This is a genomic window from Methanospirillum stamsii, assembly GCF_003173335.1.
Classification (GTDB): domain Archaea; phylum Halobacteriota; class Methanomicrobia; order Methanomicrobiales; family Methanospirillaceae; genus Methanospirillum; species Methanospirillum stamsii.
The window spans coordinates 16,042-39,030 of the sequence record NZ_QGMZ01000035.1 but is presented as its reverse complement, the minus strand read 5'-3'; the positions used below and the strand labels follow the sequence as shown (position 1 = coordinate 39,030).

The 22,989-nt window shown below is 41.7% G+C and carries 24 protein-coding genes; 16 read left to right on the top strand and 8 right to left on the bottom strand.

Translation table 11 applies throughout. From position 1 onward, the window contains the following. From DLD82_RS18980 to DLD82_RS14005, 4 genes are all read left to right on the top strand, one after another. Window positions 1-197: hypothetical protein (locus DLD82_RS18980; protein ID WP_219968438.1), on the top strand; the 197-nt coding region annotated here is incomplete at its 5' end. 399 nt (window positions 198-596) lie between these two features. After that, complete coding sequence (locus tag DLD82_RS14015; protein WP_109941757.1) at window positions 597-1,244, top strand: YIP1 family protein; 648 nt, start codon at window positions 597-599, stop codon at window positions 1,242-1,244. 164 nt (window positions 1,245-1,408) lie between these two features. Further along, window positions 1,409-1,921, top strand: a complete 513-nt coding sequence (locus DLD82_RS14010) for an HdeD family acid-resistance protein (protein WP_109941756.1) — start codon at window positions 1,409-1,411, stop codon at window positions 1,919-1,921. Between the two features lie 504 nt (window positions 1,922-2,425). Further along, entirely contained in the window at window positions 2,426-3,175 is a 750-nt protein-coding gene (locus DLD82_RS14005; protein WP_146199815.1) for an NfeD family protein, read from the top strand. A 49-nt stretch (window positions 3,176-3,224) separates the two neighbouring features. On the opposite strand, the gene DLD82_RS14000 is transcribed toward DLD82_RS14005, so the two are convergent. The 3 genes from DLD82_RS14000 to DLD82_RS13990 all read right to left on the bottom strand — a co-directional run bounded on the left by DLD82_RS14000 (window position 3,225) and on the right by DLD82_RS13990 (window position 5,070). After that, window positions 3,225-4,064, bottom strand: a complete 840-nt coding sequence (locus tag DLD82_RS14000) for an EFR1 family ferrodoxin (protein ID WP_109941754.1) — start codon at window positions 4,062-4,064, stop codon at window positions 3,225-3,227. Window positions 4,065-4,114: 50 nt separating this feature from the next. Continuing rightward, window positions 4,115-4,582 (bottom strand): MarR family winged helix-turn-helix transcriptional regulator, encoded by a 468-nt coding sequence (locus DLD82_RS13995; protein WP_109941753.1) that lies wholly within the window; start codon window positions 4,580-4,582, stop codon window positions 4,115-4,117. Window positions 4,583-4,710: 128 nt separating this feature from the next. Next, window positions 4,711-5,070, bottom strand: coding sequence for a rubredoxin (locus tag DLD82_RS13990; protein WP_109941752.1), 360 nt, complete (start codon window positions 5,068-5,070; stop codon window positions 4,711-4,713). Between the two features lie 210 nt (window positions 5,071-5,280). Between DLD82_RS13990 and DLD82_RS13985 the strand changes: the two genes are divergently transcribed. Both DLD82_RS13985 and DLD82_RS13980 read left to right on the top strand, forming a co-directional pair. Next, window positions 5,281-7,026 (top strand): cation:proton antiporter, encoded by a 1,746-nt coding sequence (locus DLD82_RS13985; protein WP_109941751.1) that lies wholly within the window; start codon window positions 5,281-5,283, stop codon window positions 7,024-7,026. A gap of 26 nt (window positions 7,027-7,052) precedes the next feature. After that, window positions 7,053-7,928 carry a universal stress protein gene (locus DLD82_RS13980; RefSeq protein ID WP_109941750.1) on the top strand — a complete coding sequence of 292 codons (876 nt, stop codon included), beginning with the start codon at window positions 7,053-7,055 and terminating at the stop codon, window positions 7,926-7,928. Between the two features lie 3 nt (window positions 7,929-7,931). On the opposite strand, the gene DLD82_RS13975 is transcribed toward DLD82_RS13980, so the two are convergent. From DLD82_RS13975 to DLD82_RS13955, 5 genes are all read right to left on the bottom strand, one after another. Next, on the bottom strand, window positions 7,932-8,282 hold the full coding sequence (locus DLD82_RS13975) for a P-II family nitrogen regulator (RefSeq protein WP_109941749.1): 351 nt from the start codon (window positions 8,280-8,282) through the stop codon (window positions 7,932-7,934). Then, window positions 8,279-9,016: a DUF1538 domain-containing protein gene (locus DLD82_RS13970; RefSeq protein ID WP_109941748.1), complete on the bottom strand. Its 738-nt coding sequence runs from the start codon at window positions 9,014-9,016 to the stop codon at window positions 8,279-8,281. The genes DLD82_RS13975 and DLD82_RS13970 overlap by 4 nt, the downstream gene beginning before the upstream one ends. Beyond that, window positions 9,013-9,708 (bottom strand): DUF1538 domain-containing protein, encoded by a 696-nt coding sequence (locus DLD82_RS13965; RefSeq protein WP_109941747.1) that lies wholly within the window; start codon window positions 9,706-9,708, stop codon window positions 9,013-9,015. Before DLD82_RS13965 ends, DLD82_RS13970 begins: the two co-directional genes overlap by 4 nt. A gap of 280 nt (window positions 9,709-9,988) precedes the next feature. Beyond that, on the bottom strand, window positions 9,989-11,269 hold the full coding sequence (locus DLD82_RS13960) for a GntP family permease (RefSeq protein ID WP_109941746.1): 1,281 nt from the start codon (window positions 11,267-11,269) through the stop codon (window positions 9,989-9,991). A 76-nt stretch (window positions 11,270-11,345) separates the two neighbouring features. Further along, the gene (locus DLD82_RS13955) at window positions 11,346-12,869 is read right to left on the bottom strand and encodes a hypothetical protein (protein WP_109941745.1); all 1,524 of its coding nucleotides are present in this window, start codon (window positions 12,867-12,869) and stop codon (window positions 11,346-11,348) included. A 459-nt stretch (window positions 12,870-13,328) separates the two neighbouring features. On the opposite strand from DLD82_RS13955, the gene DLD82_RS13950 reads away from it, so the two are divergent. From DLD82_RS13950 to DLD82_RS13905, 10 genes are all read left to right on the top strand, one after another. Next, the gene (locus tag DLD82_RS13950) at window positions 13,329-13,739 is read left to right on the top strand and encodes a molybdopterin dinucleotide binding domain-containing protein (protein ID WP_109941744.1); all 411 of its coding nucleotides are present in this window, start codon (window positions 13,329-13,331) and stop codon (window positions 13,737-13,739) included. A gap of 2 nt (window positions 13,740-13,741) precedes the next feature. Continuing rightward, window positions 13,742-15,067: a formylmethanofuran dehydrogenase subunit B gene (locus DLD82_RS13945; RefSeq protein WP_109941743.1), complete on the top strand. Its 1,326-nt coding sequence runs from the start codon at window positions 13,742-13,744 to the stop codon at window positions 15,065-15,067. Between the two features lie 2 nt (window positions 15,068-15,069). After that, window positions 15,070-16,785, top strand: coding sequence for a formylmethanofuran dehydrogenase subunit A (locus DLD82_RS13940; protein WP_109941742.1), 1,716 nt, complete (start codon window positions 15,070-15,072; stop codon window positions 16,783-16,785). 11 nt (window positions 16,786-16,796) lie between these two features. Then, a complete protein-coding gene (locus tag DLD82_RS13935; protein WP_109941741.1) occupies window positions 16,797-17,597 on the top strand; it encodes a formylmethanofuran dehydrogenase subunit C in 801 nt (266 codons plus the stop codon). A 118-nt stretch (window positions 17,598-17,715) separates the two neighbouring features. Continuing rightward, the gene (locus DLD82_RS13930) at window positions 17,716-18,744 is read left to right on the top strand and encodes a class I SAM-dependent methyltransferase (protein ID WP_109941740.1); all 1,029 of its coding nucleotides are present in this window, start codon (window positions 17,716-17,718) and stop codon (window positions 18,742-18,744) included. A gap of 9 nt (window positions 18,745-18,753) precedes the next feature. Beyond that, on the top strand, window positions 18,754-19,059 hold the full coding sequence (locus DLD82_RS13925; RefSeq protein ID WP_181391454.1) for a hypothetical protein: 306 nt from the start codon (window positions 18,754-18,756) through the stop codon (window positions 19,057-19,059). Window positions 19,060-19,105: 46 nt separating this feature from the next. Beyond that, window positions 19,106-19,531: a molybdopterin dinucleotide binding domain-containing protein gene (locus DLD82_RS13920; RefSeq protein WP_109941738.1), complete on the top strand. Its 426-nt coding sequence runs from the start codon at window positions 19,106-19,108 to the stop codon at window positions 19,529-19,531. Continuing rightward, the gene (locus tag DLD82_RS13915) at window positions 19,515-20,894 is read left to right on the top strand and encodes a formylmethanofuran dehydrogenase subunit B (RefSeq protein ID WP_109941737.1); all 1,380 of its coding nucleotides are present in this window, start codon (window positions 19,515-19,517) and stop codon (window positions 20,892-20,894) included. Before DLD82_RS13920 ends, DLD82_RS13915 begins: the two co-directional genes overlap by 17 nt. A 267-nt stretch (window positions 20,895-21,161) precedes the next feature. Then, complete coding sequence (locus DLD82_RS13910; RefSeq protein WP_245920455.1) at window positions 21,162-22,199, top strand: FecCD family ABC transporter permease; 1,038 nt, start codon at window positions 21,162-21,164, stop codon at window positions 22,197-22,199. Continuing rightward, complete coding sequence (locus tag DLD82_RS13905) at window positions 22,196-22,975, top strand: ABC transporter ATP-binding protein (protein ID WP_109941735.1); 780 nt, start codon at window positions 22,196-22,198, stop codon at window positions 22,973-22,975. Before DLD82_RS13910 ends, DLD82_RS13905 begins: the two co-directional genes overlap by 4 nt. Window positions 22,976-22,989 lie beyond the last annotated feature (14 nt).

Sequence of the window (22,989 nt, the reverse complement as noted above, 5' to 3'; positions counted from 1 at the left end):
ACCTTAGGGGGTGGATCATTTTTGGATCGGCGGTATGGGTCAAAATTGGACCGGCGAAAACATTAGGAATTACACCTGAAGAAATCTCATTAAAAAATATCAATAAAATAGCAGGCTGGGTTGAAAAAGTTCTCAAAATTTTTTGCGGAGAAGATATCGCAGCGGAAATAAAAGAACAGATACTGAAGATACGATAATCATTCCAGACATCATAACATCGTGCTGTATAACCTGAATCCAAAGGATACTACACTTTAGCATAAACCGATTATTTATCGGATTTTCTTATTTTTACCGTTTAACCTATCGCGCAAGCGATCTTTGTTATCCAATTAGAATTTTTTCCCTCGAATACGAATGTCTTTAAGTGGCTAAGAATTGTAAAACAGGTGATTGAATCAAAAACCCTATTAACATAAATGGGACACAAGGAATCGGATATTTATAGGCATTCCCTCCCTTTTAAACTACAATGTATAGAATCACCTGTACTTTTCACCTGTTCAAACCATAGCCTCTATTCCGGATTATTCTATTTTTCCGTATTTTTAAAGTCAAATAATGGACTATAAATACTATCCTGCGGAAAAAATGCTATGTTTGAATCATATATCGAGAATATCAGAGGTATTTTATTCCATCCTCAGGAGACTTTTAAACGATTAAAAACATCTACTCTCTCTAAAGCATATCAGCATTATGTTTTATTACTCATTTGTAATTCTGTGTTAATGGGAATAATATCACTCATTTCATCTCTGATGTCTTTTACTGCGTATCAGGCACAGTTGGAAATGGTGCCGGTCATCGGTCCGGTTCTCATGAATGAATTAGCTCTGTTTAAGCCATTTTTTCTCAACTGGAGCCTTCTCCTGATTTATTTGTGGTTCATCTTACTCATGATTCTCATTTTTCTCAAAGGATTCTTCTTGCATCTTTTCGTTCTTCTCCTCGGAGGAGAACAAGGGGTATCAAAAACACTCATCGCGATTCTCTATGCAGCTACTCCGTTTATGCTTCTGGGGTGGATCCCTTACATTGGAATAATCGGTCTTATCTGGTCAGTGGCCCTCTGTATCGTTGGAATAAAAGTCTTCCAGGAATTTTCATGGGGGAAAGCAGGTGCTACAATCCTTATTCCAACACTCCTCCTGATTACCGGATTTGGTATCATTTTGTTTATGGCACTGTTTTTCATCGATGCGATGAATGAAATTACGATGCTGAAATTTCCGGGGATATAAATTCCCGAAAAACTATTTTAGATAGTATTCTCTCTAAAAAATGGTTAATTCTCTTCCCTTGTTTTCCCTATGATGCATAATGGAATGTAATTTTTGATGGAAGGGATAAATCAGAGGATTGTTTATACGAAGAATTTTATGGTTACCGATGGATTATTTATGCAATGGATAGAGATAGAATTCTCGCGATAATTCTCAGTATAATCGTACTGTTATTTGGAATCGTAGCATTTACTGCTCCCGGAGTCGTTTTCGAATTTTTAGTGCTGGTTCTCGGCATCATTTTTCTGATAATCGGTATTTTCACTGCTGGTCTTGCTCTTTCTGCTGAAAATGGAGGGCCGAAGATGGTTCTCCTGAGTTCAGGCCTTATCAGCATTGTAATTGGTCTTCTGGCAATCATCTCACCATATGTTGCTACTATTGCAATAGGATACCTGATTGCGTTATGGCTTGTCATTAATGGTCTTCTGACAATTGCATATGCTGTATCTATCACCTGGGAAAAACACCGGATTATCACAGGATTAGGGGGAGTGGTAAGTTTTATCGTAGGAATTTTTCTGTTCATCAACCCCGATGCAGGTACTGCATTCCTGACTCTTGTAATGGGTATTTTTTTCATAATCTTTGGTTTTCTTTCATTAGTCATGAGTGTCTTCTTCTGGAAGAAATAACTCCTTTTTCTCTCATCAATTGACTCATTTTTAAATTATGACTAATTCTGAATACTGACGTTAATACAAATAAAAATATGGGATGTTAAACAATGAAATTGGAAGGGTCTATCTGCCGTGACTGAAAATATGCTCTCATCTGATGTACCAAAACCTGACATTATCTCCTCGAGAATTGATGAAGAAATGAGGAGTCTAAATAAAACAAAAATTCAGATTGCAAGTGAAAAAATCGGATGTAAACCTCTGTTAGCATTGGCGTTTGCAGTGGTTCTGAATATCTGGGCCTTTTGGACTTTGGATATTACCTATTTGGTTATCTGGATATCCGCAAGTCTCTATTTTTACCTTTTTTACCCGATGCTTCCTATCTTTCTTTTTCCATTAAGATATTTTACCAAGAAACCGTCTGAACCCAAAGTTTCAATAAATAAGAATGATCTAATAAATTGGGCCAGAGATTTAAAGATTTTTAAGAATAAAAGAATCGGATTCAGATTATTTATGAGGTTTTTTATTCTCAGTCTTCTCCCACTTACCATTGGGATGATCTGTATTTATCTCATGTCAGTCTTCTTTTCACTCTATCTTGGTAACACAGGAGTCATTCCGGCTGATACATCCGCCCTTATTCTGGTCCAGTGTATTGGAATTATTCTGTTTTATATCGAGATATTCTTTTTCAGGCACCATCTATTCAATTTTGCAGAGTACGTCCGGAGACAAAAGTCACTGGAATGGAAAAAACTTATCGTCCTGTCGATACTTGGATTTATTTTTCTTATTGTAGGAACTATCGTTGTATTCCTCCTTCTCATCGCAATTCTCCTACCCGGGTTTACACTTTCAAGTTTCATGAATGTTGCTGAATTTGTCAGGGTCAGAACCGATGTCTGGATTTTTATCATCCTTATTAGTCAGTTTATCATCATGCAATTTTTACAGAGTGTGTTAAGTCTTCGGATTAGCCTTAAAATGTGCAATGACCTGATATTCAGACTAAATGATTCAAAGAAATATCTAAACCCTGGGAAATATTTGGATCCGACAAAATGCGGATCAGAAGATTTAAAAAATGATTTCCAACAGATTAAAGTGCCCTTAAGGGCGCTTAAAGAGACTGAATTGTATGCCTTTAACAGAAGGCAGATGTTCGGTCTTTTTCCTACCTATTCAATTGGCGTCAATATTTCCAATCTTTTTAACATAAAAACCCTGAATGAACTAAAAGAGGTGTTTATTAGTGATGATTAATCATCCGGATTATCAGTTACGATCATTAATACATAATCCATTTTTATTATCATAGGTAGATTTTACTCTTCTTTTCCTGCATGGCGGCCTCTGAAATCTGTTCAACAGTGAGTTTATATGCCCAGCTTTCAGTCATATCATTGATGGTTATCGTCTGCTCCGGGCAGGATACGACACAAGCCAGACAGGCAATACATGTATCCCTATTTGCTTTTCCTGCTATCGCATCCATTGAACCGGTAGGACAAACGTCCGCACATATCCCACAATTTGAACATGTTCCATCACGAGATGGAAGTTTTGTAAGTATTTTAAATCTGAATTGTTCGATAGAGTCCAGAATAGATTCAGGGTGAGTTGTGGGTTCCATTTCAGGTGGAAATCCGGGATCCTCACCGGTGAACCGGCGTAAAACAGCAGCTGCATATTCACGTGCCACATCAAAGTCAGACCGATCCGGACGATTTTTTAGTGCATTCCATCCGCCCAGATTAAATGTATGGCTTGCTGGAAATTCAGCAGAACCAACAACAGAAAAACCCTGCTGTTCCAGAATCTTCCTGGTCGAATAATGTGACGGGTGAATCCCAAAGCCCCCATAGGTAAAGAACATGGCACATTTTTTTCCCTGACCCTTAAGAGTTACCAGCCACTCCCTGATTACCCGGGGGGCACGCCAGGAATGAACCGGAAGTCCAAGAACTATGACATCACCTGTTCCAGGTAGTATTCCCGGATTTCTTGAATCCAGTGGAGTGATATCAATAAGATTTGTATCTGCCCCAAGAATTGAGAACTCTTCCTGAAGAACACGAGCAATTGCTTTGGTATTTCCGGTGGCTGAAAAGTACCAGATATCAATCTTTAATGGGTTTTGTTTATTTGTCATCGTCTTTCCTTTTTTGGTAATTTGCTTAACAATTAAATGCTCGAAAAAAATTATCCCTGACTGTCTTTGAACTCTTTTGCAGTCTCTTCAATAGCGTGAAAAACTCTGATTAGAAATTCATATTGTTCGGTGGTCATGATTCCAAGTTTTTCCTGCATTCGTGTGAAAATAATGGCATGATGCTGTTCATGACCGAGAAAAGCAATCGTTCCTCTGGGAGTCAGACATAATTTCGTCTCTTTCTCATTTTCAGGACATTTATACCGCTCTACCAGTCCTTTTCTGGCTAATCTGGTTATCATCTGGGAGATAGCACTCTTTGAAATACCCAGGAGTGTTGCAAGATTGGTAACATTTACATCCGGATTTTTTCCAATGACCATCAGGGTATGAATCTCTGAACAATGGAGAAGATCACCGGTTCCAAAGTCACGGGGAGAACTTTCCAGTTCATTCATGATATTCAGAACCCTGATCCATCCGGCAGATATGTTCATCAACTCTGCATGAGTTACCATTCTATTGATCACGTTCCTGATATATATCCAATATTGTTAAGCAGTTTAACAATATAAAAGTTCGTGATTCAAAATGGTTGAAAAAAACGAACAAAAAACAGTGATTGAAAAATTTTCAAAAAAAGGGGTTATTCGGTTGCAACAAATTCACTTTTTCCAACCTTTGCATAGACACCACATATCGGACATACATATGTATCAGGCAGGTCTTCAAAAGCTGTTCCGGGTTTAATCCCGTTTTTCGGCTCCCCTCTCTTGGGGTCATACATGTATCCACAGGCAACACAGCGGTACCGGCCGGATGGTGCTTCCATTGGAACAAACTCTTTCTTGGTTATATTTGCCTTTCCACAAACCGGACAAACATAGGTATCCGGAAGGTCCTCGAATGCGGTGCCCGGCGGGATTCCATTCTTTGGTTCGCCCCGCACCGGATCATAAATATATCCACAAATTTCGCATTTATAGGGTTTCATCTGCTTTTTCATGGTAACCACACATCACAAATTTTGCGTTTTAACATGTTGATGAATGATGGAATTTCTATTAAAGATTTCCAAATGGTTTTTCCAGGCTGGCAGGATCGAAATCAGGATCAAAGGTAAAAAAATTGATGATACCATGAAATACCGGGTTGTCAACCGGCATGCAAGTATGTTAGATAAAAATTTTAAATCCTTAAGTATCAGGTGTATCCAGTGCACAGTGTTGAACTAATTCTTACGTTAACCGGAGGATTTGCTGCTGCCCTCCTTTTTGGGTACATTACGCACCGGCTTGGATTATCCCCTATCATTGGGTATCTGATGGCCGGAATTGTGGTCAGTCCCAACACACCCGGATTTGTGGCAAATTACGAGTTAGCAGAACAACTGGCAGAGATAGGTGTAATCCTTCTTATGTTCGGGGTTGGACTGCAGTTTCATTTCAAAGAGTTTTTCGCTGTCCGAAAGATTGCACTACCCGGAGCCCTCCTCCAGAGTTTTTCAGCAACATTGGTAGGTGCTCTGATAATGTACTGGCTTGGGTGGAGTATTGAAGCAGGCATTGTTTTTGGGCTTGCAATATCAGTTGCAAGTACTGTGGTCCTGACCCGGGTGTTATCAGATAATAATGACCTCCACACCAAAACAGGTCACATTGCCATTGGATGGCTGGTGATGGAGGATCTCTTCACGGTATTCGTATTAGTCCTTCTACCGGAAATATTTGGAAGTACGGTCATCGGATTTGGTGGTATTGCCACTGCAACAGGTATTGCAATTCTAAAAATCCTCATTCTGGTAGGATTTACCTTTGCGGTCGGGGGCTGGCTTATCCCGAAAATCCTTACCAATATAGCTAAAACCGGATCGCGGGAACTCTTTACTCTCGCAATTCTTGCAATAGCCATGTGTATAGCCGTTGGATCAGCTTACGTATTTGATGTATCCATGGCTCTTGGGGCATTTCTTGCTGGTATGGTTGTCGGCCGTTCAGAATTCAGTTTACGGGCAGCAACGGAGGCGCTCCCTCTTCGTGACGCTTTCGCAGTGTTATTTTTTGTTTCAGTCGGGATGCTTTTTGACTGGTCAGGCTTTACTGATTCCTTTGGGCTGGTTATTGTTACCCTGGTAATTATCCTCATCGGAAAACCCCTGGTTGCTTTTTTAATTGTCATTATCATGCGATATCCACTTAAGGTGGCATTATCAGTCGCAATTGTTCTGGCACAGATTGGTGAATTTTCTTTTATCCTGGCGACCATGGGCAGGGACCTTCATATCTTACCGGAAAACGCTACAAATATACTTGTTGCTGCTGCAATTATCTCAATAACGGTAAATCCCATTCTGTACCGGGGAGCTGGAAAACTGGAGTGCTGGCTGAATGATTGTTCCCCTGGATTTTCCAGGAAAATACACAATCGGTGTGGGCCGATGGACACGAAGGTTAAAAAACCCGATTACCCGGGAGAAACAAAAGCTGTCGTTATTGGTTATGGGCCGGTCGGCCAGACCGTAACCGGGCTTCTCATGGAAAATGACATTCATCCGACGATAATTGAATTAAACGTGGAAACGGTCCAAGGTCTGCTAAAAGAGGGATTTAGTGCAATATATGGGGATGCCACCCGTTCTGATACCCTCAAGGAAGCAGGAATCACCCATGCAGAAGTCCTAATTATCAGTGTTGCCAATATTCCAGGAAGTGTTGAGGTGGTAAAACAGGCAAAATATTTAAACCCGGATATCCGGATTATAGCAAGGACAGTTTACCTGTCAGAAATCTCGGACCTTTGCAGTGCCGGAGCCGACGTTGTCTTTTCAGATGAAGGTGAACTTGCCCTTTCAATCACTGAATTCATAATCCGTCAATCCGGCGCAACACCGGAGCAGATTGACCGTGAGCGGGATCGGATTCATGAAAAGCTTATCGTTCAGACACGAGAGAATCTGATATAGGGTAAACCTGATCGGTGAGATAAATCATGTTTAAAAAGATTATTATTCCCATAGATTTTTCTGAGGACTCAAAATATATCATCAAATGTCTGTCAAAAATACCACAGATCAGGGAAGTGATTCTTCTTAATATCACAAAAAGCCTGTATCTCACCAAACAAACAGATACAATAAATCCCGATGTGGATTATGCAAGACTCCGGTTGGAAGAATTAAGAAAAGTCATTGCAATGCCACGGTCAAAGATCAAGGTTCTTGTCGAGGAGATTACCGGAGGCACTACATCGGAAATTATCGAAAAAGTGGCTGTGAAAGAAGAGGCAGGACTTGTCATAATGGGTAGGAGAGGCAGGGGTGTTATTGAAACACTCCTTATCGGTAGCACTGCCATTGACCTCCTGAAGTATGGAACAAAAAACCTTCTGCTCATCCATCCCCCTGAATCCGAAAAAGACGGAAGGGGATTCAACACACCTTGTCCTGACCTTTTATCCAGGATCCTTATCTGTACAGATTTCTCAAAACCTTATATTGAAGAACTCTGTATCTCTGACCTCATCCATAAGAACTCCGTTACATTATTCCATGTTATCACTACCGGAGACAGCAAAGAAGAAGTACAGGAAAATTGTAACGTTGCAAAAGAAAAATTAGAAAAAATGAAGGAGAAATTATCTCCTCATGCAAAGGATATTCATATTGATGTGGCGATTGGTGATGCTGCTCAGGAGATCCTTGCCTATGCCAAAAAAGAAGATGTTTCGATGATTGTATTAAAATCAACCGGTGAAAAAAGTTTCATTAAAAATCTTCTTGGAACTACTACTGATTATGTTGCCAGAACCACACAGATACCTGTGTTAATCCTGAGAAACAGGGAGGTTAACACTTGTTCTGTATAAGTATCATGCAGGTTTATCTTTATCATGCTGGCAGGTCATATGGACTCTACCTGCAATTTTTTCAAGGTTTAGTACAAAGGCGATCCCCATACCGGGATTATTAAGTTCTGCCGCTTTTTCAATCGCTGACAAAATTTTGTCAGTCTGATCCACTTCCACTACTGTTAGAATAATCTCTTTTTCTGGTTCAATAGGAAGTCCGAAGAGCGACTGGGTTTCATGAATCCCAGATCCCCTTCCCATCAGGATTGTTCCCCCTGATGCCCCCGCTTCCCGTGATGCATGAACCACCTTTTCTGACCATCCCTTTTTTACAATAGTTACAATCAGGTTTTTACATCCTTCATAAATCATGATATTTCTCCCGCCGTTTTATTCATTTTGAAGATAATCCCAAGGATAAGAATCGTGAGAATAGGGGTGAGTGCAATGAAAGCAATCATACCAAATCCATCAAGAAAGGGATCTCTGCCCCCAATCGAATCCGCAACACCTACAGCAAACGCCATAAGAAAAGTAACTGCCATCGGCCCTGTAGCAACTCCCCCTGAATCAAAAGCGATGGCAATGAAATCATGGTCGGTAAACCGGATGAGAATCAGTGCAAGGAGATATCCTCCTATGATAAAGGGAAGAAAAGGAAATCCATACAATATCCGTACCATGCCCAGACTTACTGAAAAGGCAACCCCTATGGAAAGAGCATACAGAATAAGTGAACCCCTGATATAGCCGTTAGATGAAGTTTCAACCTGGTAACAGAGCACCCGGACAGCAGGTTCAGCAAAGGTGGTTGAAAATCCAAGCAGAAAACCCAAAGGAATAAGGATCCAGATCTGTTCCAGCGTTCCACAATAAGCACCAATATTCTGTCCGGCTGGAAGAAATGCAATTTTTACCCCCTGAAAAAAGAGTACCATGCCCAAGAGGGTGATGAATAACCCTTTGAAAAGATTGATAATATAATGTCCTGGCAGTTTTAGTGACAATATCTGAATTATCAGGAAAAAAACAACAAGGGGGAGTAAAGCCTGAATTACATCAAGTATCACATGGTCTATTCCATCAGCGATTGGAATGTATATCATACAAAAATTACTCCCATAAGAAGTACCCCTATTATCGGACCAATAGAAGCCAGACCAATCAGACCAAAACCGTCTGAAAGGGGGGATTTTCCTCCGAGTACGGAGGTGACACCGATACCTAAAGCAAGGATAAAGGGAACGGTAATCGGCCCGGTTGTAACGCCTCCTGCATCAAAAGCAATCGGGGCATAATCAGGAGGTGATATAAGAGAGAGGCATATGATAGCAAGGTATCCAGCTGTAAAAAGGTATGCAATGGGAATATTATAGATGATTCGAAGAACTGCGGTACTTACAAAAAACCCTACTCCTACTGCTATTACCACAATCAATTGAAGTTTTAAGATACCATTATCAGATACGGTCTGGATCATGTCTGCCAGGACCCGGACATCAGGCTCTGCTATTGTTGCTAAAAATCCAAAAAGGAAGCCAGTAATAACAATGAGAATTATTGAACCGCTTTTTGGAATTTCAGAACCAATGGCCTCACCCATAGGTAGCAGACCGATTTTTACTCCCATGAGAAAGAGGGTCATACCAAGGATTACCATGATACTGCCGATGATAAGCATAAGAATCGTGTTAATCGACGTTCTTGGCAGAAAAACATGAAGTACCAGAATTAGAAATACAATCGGAAGAATTGCCCGGGTGACTTCGGCAAACATGGTTCGAAAATCTGATAACATATCTCATGGACCAAGATGAGAAAAATCTCAATCCTGGTATGCTATAATAAGATCATATTTTAAAAAACACTTTCCAAAAAATTCTCATCCAAAAAGTTTTTGCGTTGAATAATGTGGTATAGGTGTTCTCACCCAGAATTTTTCCAATATCCTGGAACTATCTCATTTCTGGTACCATCTATGATAAATCAGTTAAAACTGCAGGAGAGATTAACACATTACCTGGTTTTTGATTGTAATAATGAATAGTTCGTTTTTACCGGATTTCTGCCTGAAAATCCTATAATATGGATTCAAGAACTATTGCAACAAGTAAAATACCTACGCCAACAAGGGCAATAGGAACCGTATAATTTTTTACAATGGTTTTCATATCGTCTCCGGTTGTCCGCTGTATAAGCCAGAAGTATGGGTCTGTTACATATGAGATCATGCAGGAACCAGCACTAATGAGAAGAATTAGTGTTACCGGATGGAGGAGATCTAAAACTACCGAACCAGTGAGTACTTGTCCGGTAATTACTGCAGTTACTACTCGTGAACCCTGAGCCGTCTCAATGAGTGCAGCGAGAATAAAGGGAATAAATATGACCGGAATAAAAAGACCCAACCATTCAAGAGCTTCCATAGCAAACCCGGTCCCGACTATCACGTATCCAAGTGCTCCGGCACCACAAATATCAAAGATAATAATTCCGGCATGTTTGGCTCCCTGAGATAACCCTGATGTCCTGATTTTCGAAGGGGAAATTACGATGGCTGTAGTGGCACCAATAAGCATGATAAAATTTACCATACTTGCATGAGAGAGATTCAGAAAGAAAAAAGAAACAGGTATTGCAATAATAATTGCAATAAATGGTGCCCATGCACGCCAGTGTATCTTCTGATTTGTCTCTGAATTTTCATCTCTCATTGATTCAGGTAATACAGAGTTAATTCTTATTTTAACCTGATTTTTATCCGGATATAAAAACCTGAAATATATGAATAATCCAGACAGGAGAAGAAGTGATAACGGAATTGTTATTGCATTAAAAAAAACCGGACTCATTCCGGATGAAAATGCAGAGAACAGGGGTATTATCACAGGTGTTGGATAAATAAGGGCATAGGAGACGATACTCCCGGTTGCTACAAGGTAAAGAAGAATATTTTGTTTTTTCCGGTCTTTTTCCAAGGTCTTCAGTACTGGATGGAGCATGATATACGCGGTAATACAACAGGTAATCGGAACGGAAAGCAGGTAACCGGAAAAACCTGCAATCAATGAAGGTGCTTTAATTAATTTTTTTATATCAGAAATGAGATGTTCAATCTGGTTTTGTTCCTGCAGAAGTTTTGTAATGACCGCTCCACACAGGATAATGATACCAAATGCTGAAAATACCTTTCCAACCCCATCAATAATTCCCATCATGACCATATCCCAGGTCATACCGACAAGAAGCCCGAATAACATTGCACCACCAATAAGAATGAAAAATGGAGATATTCGAAACCAGGTACTGAATATGGTGATACAGATAATCACAATAAAAAAAGCAGGGAGAGGATCCATAACTCAGTATGTTCACATGATAGTAAAAAAAGGTTGGAATTGCCTTAACTGATATTAAAAAAGAAAGATTCCATCCTTATAATGTCGGAACTCCCCCGAAATATGATAATATGGTTTTTTGTCTTCGGCTAAGTTTTCCAGGGACGATAAATGGTTGATATGATTTAACCACATGAATTGGGGTTAATTCGGCCATAAGGGCATTAATGGATGTTATATCTTCAAAATGTGCCTGCTTTAATCGTTTCATGACAAGAGTTTTTATCATCACTGACAAAAAACTCACGAATAGTATTCCCATCTTGATTCTTTCAGTCTGGTATCCGGTGAGATCCCGTTTAAACTCACGATATAAGGAGAATAGTTCCCGTTCGATTTTCCACCGTGTATCAGTAAGAGAAAAACACTCCTCCCAGGTATAGTCACCTAAGTATAATACGCAAGTACGGGATAGTCTACGGATTTCCCGGGTAATCATCTCCCTGTTTCTTCCTATCCCTGATTTATGATCTTTTCGAAAGAAAAAGGAACTTTCAAATCCGGCAACTTCATGAATAAGATCATCAAGGGTTTCAAAATCATTCTCTCCCTGGAGGATAATGTCCTGAATATTCTGCAAATTTTTTTCAAAAACATGCCTGATTGCTTGTTCCTTTTTTGAATTATGGAGGATATATCCTCTAACCGGAGTATATCCCACCATTGCAGTGAATTTTTTAAGAAAACAGGGTTCCCCATGATAGGTACATTCAATACCAGGTGATTGTCTTTCATCCCAGTCAAGAATTTCCGAACTGACTGGTTCATATGCGGAATCAGGCCGGATAATAAATGGATATGATATTGTTACCAGATTTTGTATCAAAACCGGTGAGAAATAATCCCAGTTGGGTAGAAACGAACTGCCTGGAATCCTGCCTGAACTGATTATACTCATGGAATCCTCAATAAAATTTTTCCTGATATCAGCGATTTCACATCCGGTCAGAACCCTCTCATCGGGATCATAAAACATCCGGATACCAAGATCGCCTTCGAGAAGATCTTTATATGGATATCCGCCCCCTCTTGCACCCTCATATTGGGAAAAGTCAGTAATCCGACCTGACATGATGATTCGTCTATCAGAAAAATTTGTAATCATTGATATCATCCGTGAAAACAAACCAATGACAGAACGATTGGAAAGAATATCCAAAAGGTTTAATACTGTTGTCGGATCCGGAGATGCCCCGGGTAGCATACGGGAAAGCCATGTCCCTGAAAGCCAGGTATTCATGTGCCGTGGAGAACACGGCATAACAAGGCGATTAATAGCAATAATCAATAATAATCCAACTTCCTCCGGCGCAAAACAACAGAGGAGAGCTTCAATGAACTTGTATTCCTTGATAGCCCAATGAGCGGGAATATATTGTCCTAAATCGTATACCCGGGTTGTATTGGGTATTTTACCTTTTCTTACCGGTTCTCCATCTACATTTTTCCCCAGATACCGGGATTTTTGTTTCCATTTTCCTGTTTCTTCATCAAAGAAAGGAGTTATCTCATACAGATACTCATTTCCTTTGATCTTTTTTATCCGGACAAAGGGTTTCATGATTGATGGAAAGTTGGGTTTAGTGCCTAACTATTTTGGGCATTATCGCATGTGAAAGTATCTCATGATAGCGATGGTCAGTAAACAATTTCATAGATCTTTCTCTATCGTGTTAGTTCAATGTATTTACCGATCTGTCAAAAGTCATATAAGACACTAACATAGTATTAGACGAAAAATCTTTGGTTTTTGGTAATTTTCATAAAGAAAATAACCGGTATGGAGGATAGTAAACAATTAGACAAAAAATTTAAAACATTTTATCCTTTTAGGTAAATCCATGCCTAACTCAACAGATTAAATATGTTCTTATAGGGACATCCAAAGACTACTCTTCACGATCAGGATATCTATGTGTCATGCCTAACCATTTGGAAAGACTGCATTACCTGATCCTTATCTGATAATATTCAAGGCGATTTCAGGCGCTTTGATAAAATAGGATTTTCGGGAGATCCTATGACAGCAAAAAAAACATTAAACATGATAACCCAGCGGGCAGTTGAAGAAGGAATTGCCATGGAGATTGGAAAAACCTCCAAGGAATACTTCGATGCCTGTAGCATCATCGAGATGAACGAACAGGACATGAAAGAACTAGGCATCATGAAGAATACCAATGTTCATGTCACTAGTGAGTCCGGTGAAGTAATAGTAAAAGCAGTTGTTGGTCGCCAGACCTGTTATCCAGGCCTTTGTCACATCAGACAGGGAGTATGGGCAAACCAGGTTGTTCCACCACGGACCCAGTCAACAGGAGCACCTCAGTACAGTGGTTTTCCGGTGACAGTTGAATCAGCTCCAAAAGAGAGACTGAAATCAGCCCTTGAACTTGTACAGGGAGCTGTCGGAATGTGGAAGAGTGAATAATTATGCCTAAAGTCATTGAAAACGTAGGATGCCCATACTGTGGCTGTTCCTGTGATGATGTCAGAGTTACCGTCTCTGATGACGGGAAGAAGGTTTTGGAAGTTGAGAACGTCTGTGCAATCGGAACAGAAATCTTCAAGCATGGTAGTTCAGATCACCGAATCAGGTCTCCACGGCTCCGCCAGCCAGATGGCTCAATGAAAGATATCACCTATGAGGAAGCCATCGAATGGACTGCACAGCACCTTCACAAAGCAAAAAAACCCCTCATGTACGGATTTGGTTCAACCAACTGTGAGGGACAGGCAGCCGCAGCCCGTACTATGGAAGCTGCAGGTGGTATGCTTGATAACTGTGCAACCATCTGTCACGGACCTTCTTTCCTTGCAATATTCGACAATGGGTATCCAACATGTACCCTTGGAGAAGTCAAGAACCGTGCTGACGTGATTGTATACTGGGGTTCAAATCCGGCACATGCTCACCCACGTCACATGTCAAGGTACTCAATCTTCCCCCGTGGTTTCTTCACCGGAAAGGGACAGAAAAAGAGAACTGTCATTGTAATCGACCCACGATATACTGACACTGCAAACGTAGCAGACTATCACCTGCAGGTCAAACAGGGTCATGACTACGAACTCTTCAACGCATTCCGGATGGTCATTCACGGCCATGCAGCCGATATCCCTGATGAAGTCGCAGGAATTAAGAAGGAACAGATCCTTGAAGTTGCAGAGATCATGAAAAATGCCCGGTTTGGAACAACATTCTTCGGGATGGGTCTGACTCACTCTGACGGAAGAAACCATAACATCGACATTGCCATCTCCCTTACCCGTGACCTGAACAAGGTCGCAAAGTGGACGATCATGGCAATGCGGGGTCATTATAATATTGCCGGCCCTGGAGTGGTCTGGTCATGGACATTCGGGTTCCCATACTGTCTTGACCTTACCAAGAAAGACCATGCACACATGAATCCTGGTGAAACCAGTTCTGTTGACATGGCAATGCGTGATGAAGTTGATATGTTCATTAACATCGGAACCGATGCAGGAGCACATTTCCCCATTCCGGCAGTTAAGCACCTGAAGAAACACCCATGGGTCACCATCGATCCAAGTGTCTGTATGGCTTCAGAGATAGCAGACCTTCACATTCCGGTATGTATCTGTGGTGTTGATACTGGTGGAATTGTCTATCGTATGGACAATGTGCCAATCCAGTTCAGAGCAGTTCTTGACCCACAGGGACTTCTTACCGATGAAGAACTGTTAAACAAGATAGCAGACCGTCTTGACGAACTCAATGCTCAGGAGGCCTGAAAATGGCAGAACTTCTTATTAAAAACGGGCATGTTTTTGACCCGATTTCCGGCATCAAGGGTGACAAGGCAGACATAGCCATTAAGGATGGCAAAATCGTCGATAAAGTCTCAAACAAGGCAGAAGTGATCGATGCATCCGGTAAGACTGTGATGGCCGGTGGTGTCGATATCCATACTCACATTGTAGGCCCAAAAGTCAATCTCGGACGTGAAATGCGGCCGGAAGATAAATTATTCCGGGGAGATTTCAGAGGTGGAATCGTCAAGCAGGGTAAGCGTATGGAGATGGGATTCTCAATTCCGTCAACCTGGAAAACCGGGTATTCATATGCACGTCTTGGATACACCTATGCCAATGAAGCTGCAATGCCCCCACTTCTTGCTCCTCACGTGCATGAAGAAATAAGGGATACACCCATCATCGATGTCAGTGCCATGCCGGTGTTCGGTAACAACTGGTTCTGCTTTGAATACATCAAGAACAAGGAAATCGAGAACAATGCAGCATATATTGCATGGCTGCTCAATGCAACAAAAGGTATTGGTATAAAAGTAGTCAACCCTGGTGGAACGGAAGCATGGGCATGGGGAGAGAACTGTACCACCATCCATGACCCGGTTCCATACTTCGAGATTACCCCTGCGGAGATTGTAAAAGGCCTTATCGACGCCAACGAGTACCTTGGTCTTCCCCACTCAGTTCATATCCACGGGAACAACCTTGGAAACCCCGGTAACTACAAGGATACCATTGACACCCTGAGACTTGCTGAAGGAGTCAAAACAAAGAACAAGTTCGGCAGAGAACAGATTCTTCACAACACCCACCTTCAGTTCCACAGTTACAAGGGTAATTCCTGGGCAGACTTTGAATCCGCTGCAAAGGAAGTCATGGACTACGTAAACAGTAACAAAAACATTACTGTTGACATGGGACAGGTAACCCTTGACGAAACCACCACGATGACCGCTGACGGTCCATTTGAATACCACCTTAACCAGCTTAACCACATCAAGTGGGCTAACGTGGACGTGGAACTTGAGACCGGATCAGGTATTGTGCCATACATCTATGACAAGAATATCAAGGTCTGTGGTATTCAGTGGGCTATTGGTCTTGAAATAGCCTTATATGCAAAAGATATGATGCGGGTACACATCACAACCGATCACCCGAATGCAGGACCATTCACCAGGTACCCACGTGTCATAAAGTGGCTTATGTCCCAGGAAGCACGTGAAGCAACCCTTGACACTATGAAGTGGAAGGACAAGGTCATTGCTGCAAGTAATATCGCTTCAATGGACCGTGAACTTGACCTGTACGAAATCGCTATGATGACCCGTGCAGGACCTGCAAAGGCTCTTGGTCTTTCGAATATGTTCGGAAGCCTTGCAAAGGGTGCCGACGCAAATGTGGCCATTTATGACCTTAACCCGGCAAAAATGCCATCCGATCCCGAACTGATCGAAGAGGCATTCTCGAACACTGCATATACCTTAAAAGAAGGAGTAGTTGTCGTCAAGGACAAAAAGATAGTTGCAGAACCACACAAGTACACCATCTGGACAAAAGTCAATATGCCGGATAATGCACAGGTTATGCACGATATCAAAGAGAAGTTCGCCAGAAACTACACCGTCAATCTTGAGAACTACGCAGTCTTCGATGAACATGTGCACAATGCACGGGCAATTGAAGTGGAAGTAGCCTGAGGGGAATAAAAATGGAAACCGTAAAAATGACCCTGGTTCAGCAGCCGGAGCTTTTCCTTGAATGCTACAGTGTGACACCAGACAAATTTGCAGGAAAGAGCCTTGCAGAAATAGCCGATCTCCCGGCACATGAAGGAAAAGTCCAGTGGAAACTTGGAGATTTCTTCAAATTTGAAGGAAAATCCGGCGCAACTGCCGCTGATACAAAGATCGTTGTCAATGGCGATGTTCGCCGGATGAAGCGTTTTGGTCAGCAGATGACCGATGGAGAGATTGTCATCAACAGCGATGCTGATATGTACATCGGCGGCTGGATGAGAGGCGGAAAAATCACGGTAAAAGGAAATGCAGACAGTTTCCTTGGTATTGCCATGGAAGGCGGGGAAATCCTTATTGAAGGAGATGCCCAGAATCATGTCGGCAGTGCATACCGTGGTGACTGGCGTGGCATGTCCGGTGGTCTCATCCGGGTTAAAGGAAAGGCCGGAAATGATATCGGAACCGCTATGACCGGTGGTACCATCATCATCGAAGGAGATGTATTTATCCATGTCCTGACCCATGCAGAAGGCGGAACCGTCATCATCAAGGGAGATGTTGAGGGCCGTGTCGGCGGTCAGTTAGTGAAAGGAGATGCATACATCTTCGGAAACCTTCTCTATCCTCTTCCAGGATATAAGATGATTGGAACCGTCGAAAAGGAAGTCGACGGTGCAACCTACACCTTTGACCAGTACATCGGTGACCTGGGTGAGAGAAAAATGACGAAGAAAGGCGAGATTATTTACGGTAATATTTACCTGAAAAAATAACCTCTTTTTCTTTTCAATGTATCTGCCATCCATTAATATTCTAACGCAGGTTTTTAAGGCAGGTAAATGAGCATTTCCATTCACTTTTTGTGAAAAAAAGTATACTATGTGATAATCCATGATCAATGAGACACAAGATATTCTGAAAATCCCGGAACTACCGGTTATAGAAATTGTAGATGACCTGGTTCAGGTCTACAAAGAATTCATGGTTATTCGGGCGGCTTTAAAGATTGATCTGTTTACATGGCTTTCGGAAAACGGTCCCTCCACCCCTGAACAAATTGCAGAAGGTACAGGAATTAAACCGGAATATATGCCAAGTCTTCTTTCCATGCTTTATTACCTGGATATGGTGAGAAGAAAGGAGGATTCTTATTACATTTCTCCGGCAGCCGGGCTTAATTTTATCCGGACAAGCATGTATTACCAGGGCGACTACATTTTAAATCTCCCGAATGATGAATCGCCCTGGCAGGATATAGAGACATTCTTGACAAAACCGGATGAAAAAAATACCTTTGATCCTGTATCCACAGAATCAGTCAGGGGCAGAGCCAACCATGATCTCCGGGGAACCGTTCAGAATGTCACAAAAACTCTCATGTCATGGCCACAGTTTTCTAATGCCAGAACCTTAATCGAAATGAATGGTGGACATGGACTCTATGCAATTGCAGCCTGTCAGAATAATCCTGAATTAAGCGCAGTGGTGCTTTGTGGTTCATTGGACACCGGACCTGCAGAAGAGAACATCTCAAAATTTGGAATGAATGAGAGAATTAAGGTAATTCCTGGAGATATTCTCTCTTACAAGGGAGATAAATCTGACATTGTTCTTCTTTCTCACTCACTTTATCCATATAAAGAAAATCTTGATGAAATCCTCAAAGGGATTGCATATGTTTTGAATCCTGATGGTCTGTTCCTTTCAAATCACTGGTTTGCAGCACCTACAGGCGGAACCGGATCGCAGGGTCTATATGAACTTGAACTTGCCATGCATAACCGGTATCACCTTCTCCCTGATAAGGAACTGTTTGAATCCCTTTATGAAAAAAATAACCTGAAATTACTTCAGATTGGGATAACCAGATCTTCATACGGGCAATCAACCATTCATATGGCAGAGAGAAAGGTGGAATAATTATTTCTTGTGCTGAGAGAGAATACAAGAGAAGGTACATCAATGGGAAGACCTGAAATCCTGAAATTTACTCCCTTCGACCGGCTCACTGACGATGAACTCCGGGAAGCAATGCTCATGCATATCAAGATGGGATATATCCTGAAATTTCCCGGAAAATCCAAAGATGCAGATGAGGTTGTCAGAGATATAGTTAATAAACTTAGTATCGAAGATATGAAAAAAATTCATCCGGATACCTTTTTCACGAATAAACCCGGAAGTGAACGTCCGAGAAATCCCTATGAACTAGCGATAGAACTCATTGGAGAATAACTCCGATAATCACTTCCTTACCCGATAGAAATTGTGAGGAACCTGCATGACACAAAAACAGACCCTGACCATGATAACCCAAAGGTCAATAGAAGAAGGCATTGCCATGGAAAAAGGTAAAAATTCCAGGGAATATTTCAATGCCTGTAGCGTTATCGAGATGAATGAACTTGATATGCTTCGTATGGGCATAGAAGAGAATACCCCGGTCAGGGTCAGAAGTGAGTGTGGTGAGGTTATTGTGAAGGCTATTTATGGCATTCAGACATTAAGTCCGGGAATCTGTCATATCAGGCAGGGTGTCTGGGCTAACCAGATTGTTCCGGGTAGAACGCAATCAACCGGTGTTCCTCAGTACAGTGGTTTTCCTGTGTGTATTTTTCCTGCTCCGAATGAGAAGGTCCGCAGTGCGAGAGAACTGATTTTTCAGGCTGTTGGCATGGGAGGATTTACAGATGCCAAAAATTCTTGAAGGAATCGGGTGTCCGTATTGTGGCTGCTCATGTGATGATATCAAGGTTGTAGTATCTGATGACGGAAAGAAGATCCTCGAAGTAGAAAATGCCTGTGCAATCGGCACAGAAATTTTTTTGCAGGCAACCAGTTCCGACCGGATAACACGGCCAAGACTTCGCCAGTCAGATGGATCATGGAAGGAGATCTCTTACCCTGAAGCGTTTGATTATGCAGCGAAAGCAATCGTTGCAGCAAAAAAACCACTTATCTATGGATTCGGATCAACAACCTGTGAAGCACAACGGGAAGCTGCACGACTCATGGAACTTGGTTGTGGCATTCTTGACAATTGTGCATCGATTTGTCATGGCCCTTCATTAATCGCTCATTTTGATAACGGATATCCTAGTTGCACCCTTGGAGAAGTGAAAAACCGGGCAGATGTTATTCTGTACTGGGGTGCAAATCCTATCCATGCCCATCCAAGACATATGTCACGATATGCAATCTATCCCCTGGGTTTTTTCAAAGGAAACGGGTTTTTTGAACGGACGGTGATTGTTGTCGACCCACGGAACACAGATACCGCGGGAATTGCAGATTATTACCTTCAGGTTAAGCCTGGACATGATTATGAACTTTTCAATGCTTTCCGGATGGTCATATATGGATTTGAAAAAGAACTCCCGGAGATGGTTGCAGGAATTCCAAAACAGACCATCCTTGAAGTTGCGGGAATTTTAAAACAAGCAAAATTCGGAGTGTTTTTTTTCGGGATGGGACTTACTCATACTGACGGAAGAAATCACAATATTGACATTGCAATCTCTCTTACCCGGGATTTAAACCAAATATCTAAATGGTCTATTATGGCTATGCGGGGTCATTTTAATGTCGCAGGAGCGAACCGTGTCTGGTGCTGGTCATATGGATTCCCCTATTGCCTCGATCTAACCAAGGGTAACTGTGCTCACATGAATCCAGGAGAGACCAGTACAATTGACCTTGCGAACCGTGACGAAATTGATCTGTTCATTAATATCGGGACCGATGCTGCTGCCCATTTCCCAATTGATACCGTCAGGCACCTGAAAAAACATACCTGGATAACTATCGATCCAAATATGAGTATGGCTGCAGAGATTGCAGATCTCCATATTCCTGTTGGAATTTCCGGAGTAGAAGTTCCGGGGATTGTGTACCGGATGGATAATGTTCCAATCCAGTATAGGAAAGTGGTGGATATGCCGGAGGGAATGCTCTCAGATGAAGAGGTGTTATCGGGTATTGCAAACAAGGTTGAAGAGATATTGGCACAGGAGAAAATCGGGTTTTCAATTACCAACTCCCATAAAAAAATAATTCCTGCAGGGCCATAAATTCCAAAAAATACAAATAAATTATCTCTTTTCTGTTTCTTTTCCGAATCCTTTTATTGTTACTAACCAGGGTATATTACAAATTTTCCAAAGAGGGTACCCCATTACGATAATCGAATTTTTCGAAAATCTGCTTTTAAAATTAGAAAACGCCGCAGAATTAAAAGTAATCGGGTAATATTTTACATGTTTATTTAACTAGAAAAATTTTACATCAATTGAAAATAGATCGCTTATATTATACCTGAACCCCAACAGGTAATGGTAATGGAATTGATGCGCTTCGAAGGGATGAATAAATATGGTTTAACGGCAGGTATTGCATGCATCATCCTATCTCCCTTCATTCTTTCCTTAGTATCACTTTTTATCGGACAGTATACTCTTGATCCCGCTACCGTCTTCACAATCCTCTTATCTCCGGTTTTTCACCCGGATTCAACGTGGACTGAGGCTCAGGCGAATGTAATCTTCAACATTCGGATCCCCCGGATTCTTGGTGCTTTTTTAATCGGGGGTGGCCTGTCTGTAGCAGGAGCGGTCTATCAAAGTCTTTTTCGTAATCCGATGGTGTCTCCGGACATCCTGGGAGTATCTTCAGGAGCAGGATTTGGTGCAGCCATTGCAATTCTCTTTTCATTGCCGCTTCTCCTCATAGAAGCATCTGCCTTTTTTTTTGGGCTCTTATCGGTGGGATTTGCTATTACCCTTTCAAGAATATACAAGGGAGAATCAATTCTGGTTCTGGTTCTATCCGGAATTATCATGAGTTCTCTTTTTACCTCTCTTATTTCTTTGGTGAAATTCGTGGCTGATCCTACATCGAAACTCCCGGCAATCACCTACTGGCTGATGGGATCCCTGAGCGCAGTAACAATGCCGGATATCCTTCTTGCAGGAGTGTTCATCATCCCGGGAGTTGCGTATTGCATTCTGATTGGATGGCGGCTCAATGTATTTTCACTTGGTGATGAAGAGGCAGGAGCTCTTGGAGTTGATACCCGGAGAATGAAATACATCCTAATTCTCATCTCAACGATGATTACTGCGTATTCTGTTTGTATCTGCGGGATAATTGGCTGGATTGGCCTAGTTATCCCACATCTTGGAAGGATGCTGGTCGGGCCGGACAATGCATGTCTCATCCCGGTCTCATTCTTTCTTGGAGCGGCTTATCTTATTCTTATAGATAACATTGCCAGGAATGCCACAACTGCAGAAATTCCTCTGGGAATCCTGACTGCTATTGTCGGGGTTCCCTTTTTTGCATACATTATGGCAAGACGTGATGTTGGGTGGACATGATGTTTTCAATTAAAAATGCTGGGTTCTGGTACAATCCAGAACGTGTAATATTCGGGAACGTTACTTTTTCTCTTCAGAAAGGTAAAGTCCTGTGTATTTTAGGTCCGAATGGTATAGGTAAATCAACACTTCTCAAATGTTGCGCAAAAATTCTTCCAGTTCGGACAGGTGAGGTTTGCATTGATGGAAAAGCGATTGAACATTGGACACGCAGGGAACTGGCTCAAAAAATAGGATATGTTCCACAGGCACATAACATTGTATTTCCTTTTTCTGTTCTCCAACTTGTCCTGCTGGGACGAAATCCGCACATTTCTCCTTATTCACGTCCGGGAAAAAGAGATGTCGAAATTGCTGAACAATCGCTTCAGAGTGTCGGTATTGAGCACCTTAAAGATGCCCCGGTAAATCGGATTAGTGGGGGTGAATGCCAGTTGGCCATGATTGCCCGGGCGCTTACCCAGGAACCATCAATTTTAATCCTGGATGAACCAACAAACCATCTTGATTTCGGAAACCAGGTAAAAATCCTTCATATCCTTGATAAACTGGCAAAGGAACGAAACATCTCCATTATCATGTCAACCCATTATCCCGATCATACATTTCTGCTTTCCTGTCAGGCAGGCATTATGAAAAACGGCTTTGTATCACTGGTCGGGCAGGCTGAAGAAGTAGTAACAGAAGAGACACTTGAAGATACTTACCAGATATCCATCGGTGTTCATTTCATCAAACAAGCTAATAGAAATGTATGTGTGCCTTCTTATCCCTAAAAAAGGGATTTTTG